The sequence below is a fragment of the Micromonospora sp. NPDC005163 genome (assembly GCF_053599835.1).
This window is the reverse complement of record NZ_JBSFYP010000008.1, coordinates 46,230-58,441: the sequence shown is the minus strand read 5'-3', so window position 1 is coordinate 58,441 and position 12,212 is coordinate 46,230. Positions and strand designations below refer to the sequence as shown.

The 12,212-nt window shown below is 73.2% G+C and carries 16 protein-coding genes; 8 read left to right on the top strand and 8 right to left on the bottom strand.

What is annotated here, in order from left to right; translation table 11 throughout:
• Positions 1-34: 34 nt before the first annotated feature.
• Together ACWD6N_RS08685 and ACWD6N_RS08680 are read right to left on the bottom strand one after the other, a co-directional pair.
• Positions 35-427, bottom strand: coding sequence for an FKBP-type peptidyl-prolyl cis-trans isomerase (locus ACWD6N_RS08685; RefSeq protein WP_354962228.1), 393 nt, complete (start codon positions 425-427; stop codon positions 35-37).
• 198 nt (positions 428-625) lie between these two features.
• Positions 626-1,183, bottom strand: coding sequence for a hypothetical protein (locus ACWD6N_RS08680; RefSeq protein WP_354962227.1), 558 nt, complete (start codon positions 1,181-1,183; stop codon positions 626-628).
• Positions 1,184-1,373: 190 nt separating this feature from the next.
• Between ACWD6N_RS08680 and ACWD6N_RS08675 the strand changes: the two genes are divergently transcribed.
• Positions 1,374-1,907, top strand: coding sequence for a CBS domain-containing protein (locus tag ACWD6N_RS08675; RefSeq protein ID WP_354962226.1), 534 nt, complete (start codon positions 1,374-1,376; stop codon positions 1,905-1,907).
• A gap of 120 nt (positions 1,908-2,027) precedes the next feature.
• Positions 2,028-2,987 carry a TerC family protein gene (locus ACWD6N_RS08670; protein ID WP_450004646.1) on the top strand — a complete coding sequence of 320 codons (960 nt, stop codon included), beginning with the start codon at positions 2,028-2,030 and terminating at the stop codon, positions 2,985-2,987.
• A 12-nt stretch (positions 2,988-2,999) separates the two neighbouring features.
• Here ACWD6N_RS08670 and ACWD6N_RS08665 read toward each other — a convergent pair whose 3' ends face one another.
• From ACWD6N_RS08665 to ACWD6N_RS08650, 4 genes are read right to left on the bottom strand one after another with little or no spacing between them, the layout of a single operon-like run.
• Complete coding sequence (locus tag ACWD6N_RS08665) at positions 3,000-3,725, bottom strand: helical backbone metal receptor (RefSeq protein WP_450004649.1); 726 nt, start codon at positions 3,723-3,725, stop codon at positions 3,000-3,002.
• Positions 3,726-3,785: 60 nt separating this feature from the next.
• Positions 3,786-4,367: a hypothetical protein gene (locus ACWD6N_RS08660; RefSeq protein WP_450004645.1), complete on the bottom strand. Its 582-nt coding sequence runs from the start codon at positions 4,365-4,367 to the stop codon at positions 3,786-3,788.
• Positions 4,364-4,888 (bottom strand): DUF6286 domain-containing protein, encoded by a 525-nt coding sequence (locus ACWD6N_RS08655; RefSeq protein WP_354962222.1) that lies wholly within the window; start codon positions 4,886-4,888, stop codon positions 4,364-4,366. Before ACWD6N_RS08655 ends, ACWD6N_RS08660 begins: the two co-directional genes overlap by 4 nt.
• 1 nt (position 4,889) lies before the next feature.
• Positions 4,890-5,249, bottom strand: coding sequence for an Asp23/Gls24 family envelope stress response protein (locus tag ACWD6N_RS08650; protein ID WP_354962221.1), 360 nt, complete (start codon positions 5,247-5,249; stop codon positions 4,890-4,892).
• Between the two features lie 171 nt (positions 5,250-5,420).
• On the opposite strand from ACWD6N_RS08650, the gene ACWD6N_RS08645 reads away from it, so the two are divergent.
• The 3 genes from ACWD6N_RS08645 (at position 5,421) to ACWD6N_RS08635 (ending at position 8,839) form a co-directional block, all read left to right on the top strand.
• Entirely contained in the window at positions 5,421-6,290 is an 870-nt protein-coding gene (locus tag ACWD6N_RS08645; protein WP_450004644.1) for a phytanoyl-CoA dioxygenase family protein, read from the top strand.
• Positions 6,291-6,398: 108 nt separating this feature from the next.
• The gene (locus ACWD6N_RS08640) at positions 6,399-7,271 is read left to right on the top strand and encodes a hypothetical protein (RefSeq protein ID WP_450004643.1); all 873 of its coding nucleotides are present in this window, start codon (positions 6,399-6,401) and stop codon (positions 7,269-7,271) included.
• A gap of 290 nt (positions 7,272-7,561) precedes the next feature.
• Entirely contained in the window at positions 7,562-8,839 is a 1,278-nt protein-coding gene (locus tag ACWD6N_RS08635; protein ID WP_354962218.1) for a hypothetical protein, read from the top strand.
• A 154-nt stretch (positions 8,840-8,993) separates the two neighbouring features.
• Here the strand turns inward: ACWD6N_RS08635 and ACWD6N_RS08630 are convergent, their stop codons facing one another.
• Positions 8,994-9,341 (bottom strand): histone-like nucleoid-structuring protein Lsr2, encoded by a 348-nt coding sequence (locus tag ACWD6N_RS08630; protein ID WP_354962217.1) that lies wholly within the window; start codon positions 9,339-9,341, stop codon positions 8,994-8,996.
• Between the two features lie 149 nt (positions 9,342-9,490).
• Positions 9,491-10,132: a response regulator gene (locus ACWD6N_RS08625; protein ID WP_450004642.1), complete on the bottom strand. Its 642-nt coding sequence runs from the start codon at positions 10,130-10,132 to the stop codon at positions 9,491-9,493.
• A 65-nt stretch (positions 10,133-10,197) separates the two neighbouring features.
• Here ACWD6N_RS08625 and ACWD6N_RS08620 point away from each other — a divergent pair, with 65 nt between their 5' ends.
• The 3 genes from ACWD6N_RS08620 (at position 10,198) to ACWD6N_RS08610 (ending at position 12,202) form a co-directional block, all read left to right on the top strand.
• On the top strand, positions 10,198-10,929 hold the full coding sequence (locus ACWD6N_RS08620) for a sensor histidine kinase (RefSeq protein WP_354962215.1): 732 nt from the start codon (positions 10,198-10,200) through the stop codon (positions 10,927-10,929).
• Positions 10,930-11,013: 84 nt separating this feature from the next.
• Positions 11,014-11,874: a manganese catalase family protein gene (locus tag ACWD6N_RS08615; RefSeq protein ID WP_354962214.1), complete on the top strand. Its 861-nt coding sequence runs from the start codon at positions 11,014-11,016 to the stop codon at positions 11,872-11,874.
• 43 nt (positions 11,875-11,917) lie between these two features.
• Positions 11,918-12,202 carry a hypothetical protein gene (locus ACWD6N_RS08610; RefSeq protein ID WP_354962212.1) on the top strand — a complete coding sequence of 95 codons (285 nt, stop codon included), beginning with the start codon at positions 11,918-11,920 and terminating at the stop codon, positions 12,200-12,202.
• Positions 12,203-12,212 lie beyond the last annotated feature (10 nt).

Sequence of the window (12,212 nt, the reverse complement as noted above, 5' to 3'; positions counted from 1 at the left end):
GCCGGCCGAACCGGCGACCCCCCTGAAGGACCGATCAGCGCACGCCGAGCAGGTCGACGACGAAGACCAGCGTCTCGCCCGGCTTGATGGCGCCGGCCGCGCCGCGGTCGCCGTACCCCAGGTGTGGCGGGATGGTGAGGCGGCGCCGGCCGCCGACGCGCATGCCGACAACGCCCTGGTCCCAGCCGGCGATGACCTGGCCGCCGCCGAGCGGGAACTCGAACGCCTCGCCCCGGTTCCAGGACGAGTCGAACTCGCCACCGGTGGAGTGCGACACGCCGACGTAGTGCACGCTGGCCAGCTGGCCCGGCTGGGCCTGCGGGCCCTCGCCCACGGTGACGTCCTCGATCACGAGGTCGGCCGGCGGCGCACCCTCGATCGGACCCACCTCGGGCTTGCCCGATCGGGCGCCTGCTGCCTGGTTCATGCGTGGAACTCCTGCCATTTGGGTGATGTGTCCGGTCACCGTCGATCCTGCCGGATCGCACCCCACCGATGTGCGGCGGACCCGCCAACGGCGTGGCGACACCCGGCGGATCCATGATCCATCGGGTGCCGGGCGGACCGCACGACTCGGCGGGCGTCACCGGTGGTGACGCCCGCCGTGGGGATGGTGCGGTGTGGATCAGCGGAGCCAGCGCATCCGCCGGACGATCGGCTGCCGCGCCCAGACCCGGCCGAGGCCCCAGGTGTCACCGGCGTTGACCAGCGCCAGCACCGCCAGCACCGCGGCGTAGATCAGGTGGTCGTCAATGAAGGGGTTGTTCTCCGGAGGCAGGACGGCGGTCCACATCAGCACCAGGAGGAGCCCGCCGGCCACGGCGGCGACCCGCATGCCGATGCCGAGCAGCAGGGCGACGCCGATCCCCGCGAGGCCGGCCATGAACAGCCAGTCCGCCCAGGCGGCCCCGGCGATCCCGGCGTAGACGTCCTTGAAGGGACCGGCGACCCCGAAGGTGAGGAAACCCTTGGTCGGGCTGCCTCCGTTGATCCAGGCGTTCTTCGACTCGGTGGCCAACCCGAGGCCGAACAGCTTGTCGACGAACGCCCAGAGGAAGATCCAGCCGAGCGCCAGCCGGATGCCGGCCAGGATGTACCGGACGGCGCTCTCGCGGGGGGTGCCCGCCGTCGGAGCGGTGGTCTCGGCGCTGATCCGCTCGATCGTCGCGGCCATGGTCTCCACGTCCCTTCTCTGCTTCGCACCGCGCTTCCCCGGTGGCATCTCCATTGGACGCCGGTCGTGCCGTCGCCGGCAGGGCCGACGGACCCGCAACCGCTCGGGACCTTCGACCCCTGCGGCGTGGCCCGGAGGCCCTGACCGCGGCGGGTGTCCGGCCGTAACGTCCGAGGTGGACGACGAGAGGGAGGCCGTGATGAGGACCTGGCAGGTGGGTGACGTGATGACCCGGGAGGTCGCGACCGTGGTGGCCGAGACCCCGTACCGGGAGATCGTGGACGTGCTGGTGCGTCACGGGGTCAGCGCGGTGCCGGTGGTCGACGGGTTCCGCCGGGTGCTGGGCGTGGTGTCCGAGGCCGACCTGCTGCACCGGATCGAGCGCGCTGGCGAGCCGGCGCAGCGGCGGGTCTTCGAGAGCCGTCGCCGACGTGACGGGATCGTCAGTCGCGCCGACCTGCTGCGGGTGCATCTGCGCTCGGACGCCGAGATCCGCGAGGACGTGGTGCAGGAGGTGCTCCGCCGGGTGCTCGCCGTGCGGGACGGCCTGGTCACCGTCGAGGTCCGCCACGGCGAGGTCACCCTGGCCGGACGGCTGGACCGCCGCTCCGCAGTCGACCTCGCCGGGCGGCTCGCCGCCCAGGTGAGCGGCGTGGTTCAGGTGACCAACACGATCGGCTACGAGGCGGACGACACCGCCTTCGATCCGGCGCAGGTGACGCCGGTCGCCTGAGCACCGTCGCCAACCCGGCTGGCGCGTGCCGACTTCGCCGGAGCGCCGCCGGGGGATCGGCCGCTCGCCTAGGCTCGGGAGCGGCCGTCCGGCGGTGCGGGCGGGCGGTGCGCAGGGTCGATGCGGGGGGCGCCGGTGGCTGAGGCGACGGTCGCGGTGCCGCTGTGGGCCTGGGCGGCAGTCGGCGCGGTGATCGCCGTGATGCTCGGGGTGGACGTGCTCATGCACCGGGACAGCCACGTCATCGAGCTGCGGGAGGCGCTGGTCTGGAGCGGCGTCTGGATCGCCGCGGGCCTGCTGTTCGGCCTGGTCGTCTGGTTCGGCCTCGGCGGCGACCCGGCGGTCGCGTACTACTCCGGCTACCTGCTGGAGAAGGCGCTCTCGGTGGACAACGTCTTCGTCTTCGCCCTGCTCTTCGGCTATTTCCGGGTGCCGCCGGGCTACCAGCACAAGGTGCTGTTCTGGGGCGTCGTGGGCGCGCTCGCGTTCCGGCTGGTCTTCATCTTCGCCGGCGCCGAGCTGCTGGACCGGCTCACCTGGGCCGGGTTCGTGCTCGGCGCCTTCCTGATCTGGACCGGCTGGCGGCTGGCGGTGCGGGGGGAGCCGGACGTCGACCCGGAGCGCAATCCGGTGGTCCGGCTGTTCCGGCGGGTGGTCCCCACCGACCCTCGGTACCACGGTGACCGGTTCACCGCCCGGGTCGACGGCCGGCGGATGGCGACCGTCCTGCTGGTGACACTCGTCGCCATCGAGGCCACCGACGTGGTCTTCGCCATCGACTCGGTGGCGGCGATCCTGGCGATCACCACGAACACCTTCCTGGTCTGGACGGCCACCGCGTTCGCCGTGCTCGGGCTGCGCAGCCTCTACTTCTGCCTCGCCGGCCTGCTGCGCCACTTCGGTTACCTGCGCTACGGGCTGGCGCTGCTGCTCGCCTTCGCGGGGCTGAAGCTGATCCTGGCCGAGACGCCGGTGGGCAAGCTGCCGGTCTGGCTGACCCTCGCGGTGGTGGTGCTGACCCTCGCGGTCTCCATCGTGGCCAGCCTCATCGCCGCCCGGCGCGCCCGCGCCACCGGCTGACCCCGCTCGACCTCAGCCGCTCAGCACCGGATGGGACAGCTGGTCGGCCAGCAGCGCGGGCGCCTCGGCGAGGGACGGGCCGTACCAGGTGAGGCGTCGTCCGGAGAGCAGAGCGCACGGTACGCCGGGAAAGGCCTCCGGCCCGTCGCCGGCGGTGAACCGGTACGGCTCGTCGGGCAGCACCACCAGCTCGGGCCGCTGGTCGCGCAGTTCGGCCAGACTCGGACGGGGATAACGCTCGGCGTGCTGGTCGTACGCGTTGACCACGCCGAGCCGGTGCAGCATGTCGCCGGCGAACGTGTCGCCGCCGAGCACCACCCACGGCCGGCGCCAGACCGGCACCACCGCCCGGCGGGCCGGTTCCAGGCGGGGCGGCTCGGCCCACGCCCGTCGGGCCGCCCGAAGCCAGGCCGGCTCCGCCGGCGCGCCCAGCTCGGCCAGCAGCTCGGCCAGCTCGGTCAACGCACCCGAGACGGTACGCGGATAGGTGACCCGCACCGGCACGCCGGCGGCCCGCAGCGCCTCCGCGTCGTCCCGGCGGTTCTCCTCCACGTTCACCAGCACCAGGTCCGGCCGCAGCGCGCGGACCCGGTCCAGGTCCGGGTACTTGGTGCCGCCGACCCGGGCGACGTCCAGCCCGGCCGGGTGGCTGCACCAGTCGGTGGCCCCGACCAGCGCACCGGGCAGGGTCAGCGCCACCGCCTCGGTCAGTGACGGCACCAGCGACACCACCCGCACCCGCGCACCTCCGTCGGTCATCCGGTACCGATCATGCCGGCCGGGCCGGTGCGGCGCGGGTCAGGGTCGTCCGGGCTCGACCCGGGCGGTCACGTCGAGGTGCGCCGGTTGGCAGCCGGCGGTGGTCGCGAACCGGCGGACCGCCGCGCGGACGTGCTCGCGTACACCGGCGGTCGGGGTGTCGGCCGTCAGGTCCACCCGGATCCACACGTCGGGTCGCGGCGGCGCGCCGGTGAGCACCACCCGGGCACGGCGTACTCCCGGGGCGCCGGTCAGGTCGCGTTCCAGTGCGTGGACGAGGACGTCGGCGGCCAGTCGGGTGCGACCTGGGCGCCGCCCGGGGTGAGTCAGCGTGCCCCGCACCGCGGAGCCGGGTCGGCGCAGCTCCCAGGCCAGCAGCTGGTGACCGGTCAGGGCGAGCAGCGCCCCGGCGACCGCCGCGGCCAGGGTGGTCCACGGCGTGGCCAGCCGCCACCGGCTCAGGAGACCGGCACCGAGCAGCGCCGCGCCGGGGTCCGGGCCGGGCAGCACACCGAACGCGCCGGGCAGCACACCGAAGCTGACCGCCAGCGCCGCTGAGCCGCCCGCCACCAGCAGCAGCGCGACGATGGTCCACAGCAGTCGGTGCGCGGCGTCCGTCATACCGGCCGCCCGCGGGGGAGCAGCCGGACCTCGATCCGGCCGGCGCGTGGCGCGGCGAGGCGGTGCAGCTCCTGGTGCACCGCGAACTCCACCTCGGCACGGGCCGCCGGGTCGCCGGTGGCGCGTACCCGGGGCCGCCACTCGGCGCCGCGTCGGCGGACCCGGACCCGGGCCCGGCGTACGCCCGGCACGGTGCCCGCCGCGTCGGCCAGCCGGCGTTCCACACAGCGGCGGTGCAGGTACCAGCCGTCCCGCTCGTCGACGCGCAGACGGACCGGCGCCCAGCGTCGCAACTGGGCGGCCAGGACGGCCAGGCCGAGCAGCACGGCCCCGCCGGCCACCGCGCGGACGCCCGGGTCGCGCCAGCGGGTGCTGGTCAGCGTCTCGTACCAGCCGGTCCCCGTGCCCAGCGGCGCCGGGCGATCCAGGGCCACCAGGAGCGCCTGCGCGGCCAGCAGTGTGCCGCCGGCCAGCAGCGCGACGGCAAGCAGCAGCGAGGCGACCCGGTTGGCGGTCCGCATGTCAGCCACCAGCCGTCCACCCGGTCCGGGGGCCGTCGACGCCGGGGACGAGCAGGTCGTCCACCGTGACGGTCACCGCCGCCACGGTGAGCCCGGTGTCGGCCGCCACCCGGTCGGCGACGGCTACCCGGACCGCCTCGGCGACGGCGGGGACGCTGTGCCCGTACCAGGTGACCAGGTGCAGGTCGAGGCTCACGGACCGCTCGTCCACGCGGACCGTGGCCGGGTGGGCGCCGGACACGCCAGGGACCCGGCCGGCGGCGTCGGCGGCGATCCGTGCGACGTCCGCCGATCCGGCGGTGCCGTGTTCCCGCCGGCCCGCGCCGTTACCGGCGAGGACGCCGAACTGTTGTCGCGACATGCTGACCTCCCGGCCGGTCCGGTACCCCGCTGGATACACCCTGCGGTGACCCTGGAACCCGGGTCCGCCTGTGATCCGGGTCACAGCACTGGTCCGGGCGCTGGCGCGCTCCGGCGGTCCTTGACACGCTTCTACAACGTTGTAACGCTCGCTTCCGTCCCGAGGAGCCCCATGCGTGTTCCCCCGGCGCCCCCGGCGACACCCGCCGCCCACCCCGTGCCCGGCGGCGACGACGAGGTGCCGGTCGAGGCACTCGGCGACCTCTACCGCGACGGCATCACCGCCTGCCGGGGCGCCTTCGACCCGGCCTGGGTGGAGCAGGTCGGCAACGATGTGGCCGTCGCGTTCGAGGAGGCGCGCTCCCGAGCCGACGGCGCGGTCGGTCGCGGCCCGCAGCGCTGGTACGTGGAGATCCATCCGGAGCAACTCCGCGGCTTCGTCGAGCTGGTCAGCCACCCGTGGGTGGTGTCGGTCTGCCGGGCGGTGCTCGGCCCGGAGTACGAGATCGTCGAACTGGGTTTCGACATCCCCTTCCCCGGGGCGGCGATGCAGCCCTGGCACCGGGACTTCCCGCCGGAGGACACCCGGCGGCAGCGGCGGCTCACCTCGCTGGCGTTCAACCTGACCACCGTGGACACGGTGGAGGAGATGGGGCCGTTCGAGATCGCCCCCGGCACACAGTGGGACGACGGCGTCGACTTCGACCACGAGATGTTCCCGCCCCGGGAGCGCTACCCCCGCTACCAGCAGCGGGCCGTGCGCAAGTACCCGCGGCGCGGGGACATCTCCGCCCGGTCGGCGCTGACCATCCACCGCGGCACCCCGAACGTCTCCCGGTCGGCCCGCCCGGTGCTGGTGCTCGGCGTGGACGCCCCCGGCGCGGGCAACGCCGCCCACCACGACATGGCCATCACCCACGGCTACTGGAAGCGCCTGCCGGCGTTGGTCCGGGAGCACCTGCCCTGCCCGGTGGTGGACCGGCTGGAGCCGATCCGGCAGAAGCACACCATCGAGGGTCTGGTGATGGGCGCTGCCGAGTAACCGCCGGTCCGGCCGGCCGGGCGGTCCCGGCCGCACCGCCGAGGCGCGCACCATGATCGACCGCCTAGACTCGGCGCGGCTCGACCGACCGGCGGATGGATCAGGCAGATGACGAGCACCGTCAGCGACGACCGTGGCTGGCTGCGGGCGTTGCCCGCCGACGGTGAGCGGGACGCGCTGCTCACCCGCGCCGGTCACCGGGTGTACCCGGCGCGCCGGCTCAGCGAACTGGTCCAGGGGCGTCCGCCCGGTGTCACCGGCAGCCAGTGGAGTTCGGCCAGCCGGGCCGGCTTCGACCTCGTGGTGTGCGCCGCCGACACCGGCCGGCCGGTCGTCGCCGTGGAGATCGGCCCGGTCCCGGCCGCCGGCTCCGCGGAGCAGCGGGCCGAGCGACTCAAGGACGCGGTGAGCGCGGCGGTCGGGCTGCCCGTGCTGCGGATCGGCTCGCCAACCCTGCGTGCGGCGGAGCACGGCCGACGCCTGGTGGAGTACGTGATCGACGCGCGGGACTACGCGGCGGGCGGCGCCGGGGACGAGTTGAACCCGGTGGGCTTCCGGGACATTCTCGGCCGGCTGCCGGACGGCCGGACCGGGCCGGTCAACGACCTTGGCGCGCTGACCCGTGCGGCGGCGGTCGAGGCGTACGTCGCCCGGCGGCTGGCCGACCCGATCGTGCGGGGGCTGCACGTGAGCTGGGCGGACGGCCCGGCCCAGGGGTGGAGCTGGGTGCAGGTGCGCCCGGACGCGTGCCTGGTCGAGCGGGTGTCGGTGACCGAACAGCGCTTTTCCTGCGGTGTCGACGCGGCCCGGTTGGCCGAGGACCTCGCCACGGTCGCCGTCGGGGAACGGCTGCGCGCCGCCGGACCCGTCGACCCGGACCTGCTGCCGCGCGTCGAGCTCACCGCGGAGATCGTCGCGCTGAGCCGGCGCCGGCATGAACTGGTGGGCGGTTTCGCGTTCGACCACCTCTGCGTCGACTGATCCGTCACCCACCGCATCCGGTCGACCCTTCCCGCACGGCTCGCGCCAGATCCGGCAATTTCCTGTGCGTCGGTTGAACCTTCCCGCGCACCGTCCCGTACTCCTGCGCGAATGAAGAGGATCTCCCATCCGCGTCGACGGGACGCGGGAGACGGTGCGGAAAGGGCATCGTCGGCCATCGACACGTCACCGGGTAGGTCGCGGTGGTCGTCGCCGTGGCGTGCCATCTCACATCCGTCGGTCCGCCGAGGGCAGGAATCCACTACCGGATCGAGAAGGAGAGCAATTCGATGCGCAGGTCCACACGGGCGCGCCGGTCATCCGGCAACGCGCGGAGCAAGCGTCTGCTGGCCGTTGTCGGCACGCTCGTGGTCTTCGGCGGAGTAGTCGCCGTGACCCAGATTTCGTCGGCCCAGGACCGGCGGCCGAACAATCCCCGGCCGGCCTCTGGACAGTGTGTGCAGCCGAGCCCGGGCGCCACCGCGCCGAATGGCGGCGGCTCAACCACCCGGACGTGGCAGAACGGTCGCTGGGTGCGTAACCACTGGGGTGACGGGCAGCAGTCGGTGCCCGAGTGTGAGGACGGCAAGGACGGCACGGTCGGCAGCGGCTCGGCCATCGCCTGCCCGGACGTGACGGCCAAGCTGCCGCAGGTGCCGGACCGGGCCCGGGCCGAGGTGGACCGCAACCTCGCCCAGTTGCAGACCCAGATCGCCGAGGCCGACCGCCGGCTGGCCGCCGAGGGCAGCAAGGGCGAAGCCTTCATCCGCAACGCGATCCTGCAGCCGCTGGCGGCCAAGCGGCGCGCGGTGCTGAGCCGCATCACGACCGCCATCGACCGTGTCGGGCCACGCCCGCAGGGTCTGGCGCAGCTCGCCGAATGCCAGGTGCAGCCGACCGGCAACAGCGGTGGTGGCGACAACGGCGGCGGTGACAGTGGCGGTGGCAACAATGGCGGCGGTGACAACGGCGGTGGTGACAACGGCGGCGGTGACAACGGCGGCGGCAACGCTCCCGGCGCCGGGCTCGGCGTGCTGGCCAACAACTGCGACGAGAGCCAGCTCCAGCCGCACGACGGCTTCCAGACCGGCAACCGCTGCGTGAGCACCGAGTTCGGTGAGGTCGGCGCGGCCGCCAACAACCCCTCGCTGCTGATCACCCAGTTCCCCGACCAGGTCGGCCAGAACCAGGCCTTCACCCTGCGGGTCAGCACCCGCAACCTGATCCGGGACCGCTTCCTGGCCGCCGGCCAGGGCGGGTACTACGTGGAGAGCTCGCTGCTCAACGACCAGGGCCTGGTCCGTGGACACTTCCACACCGCCTGCCGGATGCTGGACAGCCTCACCACTCCGCCGGAGCCGCAGGAGGTGCCCGCGTTCTTCGTCGCCACCGAGGACGGGCGCGGTAGTGCCCAGCCGGACGAGGTGACCATCCAGATCCCGGGTCTGCCCGAGACGGGCACCGCGCAGTGCGCCGTATGGGCCGGTGACGGCTCGCACCGTCTGCCGATGATGGAGAGGGCCAACCAGACCCCGGCGTTCGATGCGGTGCGTATCGAGGTCAACTGAGTCGGAAACAGATCGAGCCGACCAACGGCGGCCGGTCACCGGGGCGGACAGCCCAGGTGACCGGCCGCCGCGTGTCTTTCCGGGCGAGGAGGCCGGCGAAAAATCTGACGGGGCCACGCCGTTGCCGGCGAGACCCCGTCCCCATGTCGTTCGGTCAGCGGCTCTTGTACGCCTCGACGACCTCGACCGGGATCCGGCCCCGCTCGGATATCTTGTAGCCGTTCTTGACGGCCCATTCCCGGATGGCCCGGTTCTGCTCCCGATCCATTCCGGCGCCGCTGGGCCGCCCCGGCCGCCGAACTGTCCGGGTGTTCTCCACCGGGCCCCGGCCGATCCGCCGACCCGCATTGATGTACGGATCCAGCGTCTTGCGCAGGACGCCCGCATTCTCGTCCGAGACATCGATCGTGTAGGCCACGCCGTCAAGACTGAACTCGACGGTCCGGTCGGCCTTCCCACCGTCGAGGTCGTCGGTCAGCACCGTGATTACTTTTCTCGCCATTGCCGATTACTCCCTGTGTGTGGCGGGATGTGTCCAAAGTCTGACCTATCACCACGGGAATCCGCAACAATATGCGTCCCATTCATTTCGGCGCGTCGCGATTTCACGCTCGCAAAACCGCGAACGGAAGCTGAATCGTGGGGTCCGCCTCATTCGCCGAGCAGGCCGGCGTGTCCGGCGACGGCGGCGGCCTCCGCCCGGTTGGACACCCGCAGCTTGCGCAGCAGTGCGGCGGTCATCCGTTTCACCGTCCGCTCCGAGACGTGCAGTTCCTCGGCGATGTCGACGGTGTTGCGACCGGCGGCGATCGCCCGCAGCAGCCGACGCTCCTCGCCATCGAGGTCGACCGGTGCGGCGCGCGACGGTCGCAGAACGGCGCGCAGCAGCTCGGCCGGCAGCACCGCCCAGCCGTCGAGGATGGCGACCAGCGGGGGGAGCAGCTCCTCCGGCTCACTGGTCTTCGGCAGGAACCCCTCGGCGCCGGCCCGCAGCGCCTCCAGCGCGGGCGCCGGGTCCGAGGAACCGGACATCGCGACCACTCGTACGCGAGGGGTCGTCCGCCGGATCGCGGCCACCGCCCGGATGCCGCCGGGTGGTGGCATGTGCAGGTCGACCAGGGCCAGGTCGGGGCGGCAACGGCTGACCAGGGCGGCCGCGGCGGCGGCGTCGCCGGTCGAGCCGACCACCTCGGCGCGGCCGTCGGTGGTCGCCGGGAGCAGCAACTCGAGGCCGCGGACGAAGAGGGGGTGATCGTCCACGACGGCGAGTCGGATGGTGGCGGCGTCCGGCATGTCTGCGCCGTTCCCCAGCGGGTACTGATCATGCGGGTACGCACCGAACGAGGGGAGTCGGGTGGATGCGCGCACGGAGCGGTTTGCACGGCCTGCTGCGAGGATTGCGCCGGACCGAGCCCGTACCCGGTGAGCTGCGACCTTCGGCGGCCGACTCCGAGTTGCTGCTGCGCGTGCTGTGTCACGAGTTCCGTACCCCGGTCAGCACCCTGACCTCGTTGACCCGGGCGCTCGCCGACGAACGCCGGGAGCTGACCGGCGCGGACCGGCGGGCCATCACCGAGCTGGCCCGCGATCAGGCCGCCCACCTGCAGAGCCTGCTGCGCGGCGCGACCGCCGGCACCGGGGCGCTGGCGTTGGCTCCCCAGCCGGAGCCGCTCGTACCGCTGGCCGGGATCCTGCGCGAGGCCGCCGCGCTGGTGCCGGCGTACCGGCGGCGGGCGCGGGCCACCCGGCGCGCCGGCTCCTGCCCGGTGCCGTCCGGCCGGACCCGGCAGGTGCTGGTGAACCTGGTGGAGAACGCCGTGCGGCACGGGCCGGCGGAGGGGCAGGTCGGCCTCCACGCCGAGCTGGGCCGCCGCGGGCTGAGCATCCTGGTCACCGACGAGGGGCGGGTGGACGACGCGCTGCTGGCCGCGATGCGCCGCCCGGCGCCGGCGGTCGGGATGTCCGGCCTCGGTCTCTGGATCGTGCGGCAGTTGTTGGCGGCGGACGGGGGAGTGCTGCGGGCGCACCGGTTGCGGCCGCGTGGTGTGGCGCTGGAGGTGCTGCTGCCGGTGGTCCGCCCGGTGCGCTGACCCCGCCGGGACACGGGTTGGCCCGGCCGGGCCACCGGGGTGGGGATCCTCCTCGCGCCAGCTCCCGGCAGCGAGGAGGACCCGATGTTCGGCCACGTCAAGGACCTGCAGTTCGAGGCCAAGCCGGACGGCCCGGACGCCGCGTTCGCCCGCCGCTTGCAGGAGATCCTGGGCGGCAAGTGGGGCGAGATGACCGTCGCCAACCAGTACCTCTACCAGGGCTGGAACTGCCGGCTGCCCGGCAAGTACAAGGACCTGCTGCTCGACGTCGGCACCGAGGAGATGGGCCATGTCGAGATGATCGCCACCATGATCACCCGCCTGTTGGAGAACGCCCCACTGTCACTGCAGGAAGCCGCCGACGACAACCCGATGGTCGCCGCGGTCTACGGCGGGTCGAACCCGGCGCACTTCATCCACGGTGGTGGCGGCGCCCTGCCCACCGACAGCAACGGCGTGCCCTGGAACGGCGCGTTCATCACCGCCAGCGGCAATCTGATGGCCGACTTCCAGCTCAACGTCACCGCGGAGGCGCAGGGCCGCCTGCAGGTGGCCCGGCTGTTCAACATGACCGACGACCCCGGGGTCAAGCAGATGCTGCGCTTCCTTTTGGCCCGCGACACCATGCACCAGAACATGTGGATGGCCGCCATCGAGCAGCTCAAACAGGACGGCCTGGAGGAGATGCCGGTGCCGGACGCCTTCACCGACTCCCCGCAGTTCACCGACGAGTTCAGCTACACCTACCTGGACTTCTCTCCCGGCCGGGACGCCGCGCGGGGCCGCTGGGCCTCCGGCCCCACCCCGGACGGCAGGGGCGAGTTCCGATACGACGACAACCCCCGCGCACACGCCCCCGAGCCGGTGCTCGCACCCGGCGACCCCCGCCTGTACGGCACCAACCCGGATCTGGCGGACGAACTGCTCGACGACGGCGCCACCTAACGCCGACGTGCCCGCCGCTCGCCCGTACCCCGAAGGAGGAACGATGCCGTCGGTCGCCGCACCCACCCGGGAGGCCGGTGTGGTCCCCGTGGCCCGCACCCGGATGAAGCTGGTGGTCTTCGCCGGGTTGACCCTGCTCGCCGCCGGCGCCGGGCTGCCCGGCCGGATCGTGGTCGCCCTGGCCGTGATCAGCCTGGCGATTCCGCTCGCCGTGGCGGTGGCCGGTGGTGGGCGGCTGGCGCGTGAGCTGCTGTTTCCGGTCCGTCGTCCGACGCGGGACAGTGGCCTGGGTCACAGTCCGGAACAAGGGGAACGCTTTGTTACTTGAGTGAGACACG

Bases quoted from the DNA above. Each gene is read 5' to 3' on its own strand.
- ACWD6N_RS08610 (WP_354962212.1), top strand. From the start codon at position 11,918: ATGCCGTCGGTCGCCGCACCCACCCGGGAGGCCGGTGTGGTCCCCGTG.
- ACWD6N_RS08615 (WP_354962214.1), top strand. From the start codon at position 11,014: ATGTTCGGCCACGTCAAGGACCTGCAGTTCGAGGCCAAGCCGGACGGC.
- ACWD6N_RS08645 (WP_450004644.1), top strand. From the start codon at position 5,421: ATGCGTGTTCCCCCGGCGCCCCCGGCGACACCCGCCGCCCACCCCGTG.
- ACWD6N_RS08635 (WP_354962218.1), top strand. From the start codon at position 7,562: ATGCGCAGGTCCACACGGGCGCGCCGGTCATCCGGCAACGCGCGGAGC.
- ACWD6N_RS08625 (WP_450004642.1), bottom strand. From the start codon at position 10,132: ATGCCGGACGCCGCCACCATCCGACTCGCCGTCGTGGACGATCACCCC.
- ACWD6N_RS08670 (WP_450004646.1), top strand. From the start codon at position 2,028: ATGCGGGGGGCGCCGGTGGCTGAGGCGACGGTCGCGGTGCCGCTGTGG.
- ACWD6N_RS08660 (WP_450004645.1), bottom strand. From the start codon at position 4,367: ATGACGGACGCCGCGCACCGACTGCTGTGGACCATCGTCGCGCTGCTG.
- ACWD6N_RS08640 (WP_450004643.1), top strand. From the start codon at position 6,399: ATGACGAGCACCGTCAGCGACGACCGTGGCTGGCTGCGGGCGTTGCCC.
- ACWD6N_RS08685 (WP_354962228.1), bottom strand. From the start codon at position 427: ATGAACCAGGCAGCAGGCGCCCGATCGGGCAAGCCCGAGGTGGGTCCG.
- ACWD6N_RS08655 (WP_354962222.1), bottom strand. From the start codon at position 4,888: ATGCGGACCGCCAACCGGGTCGCCTCGCTGCTGCTTGCCGTCGCGCTG.
- ACWD6N_RS08620 (WP_354962215.1), top strand. From the start codon at position 10,198: ATGCGCGCACGGAGCGGTTTGCACGGCCTGCTGCGAGGATTGCGCCGG.
- ACWD6N_RS08675 (WP_354962226.1), top strand. From the start codon at position 1,374: ATGAGGACCTGGCAGGTGGGTGACGTGATGACCCGGGAGGTCGCGACC.
- ACWD6N_RS08630 (WP_354962217.1), bottom strand. From the start codon at position 9,341: ATGGCGAGAAAAGTAATCACGGTGCTGACCGACGACCTCGACGGTGGG.
- ACWD6N_RS08650 (WP_354962221.1), bottom strand. From the start codon at position 5,249: ATGTCGCGACAACAGTTCGGCGTCCTCGCCGGTAACGGCGCGGGCCGG.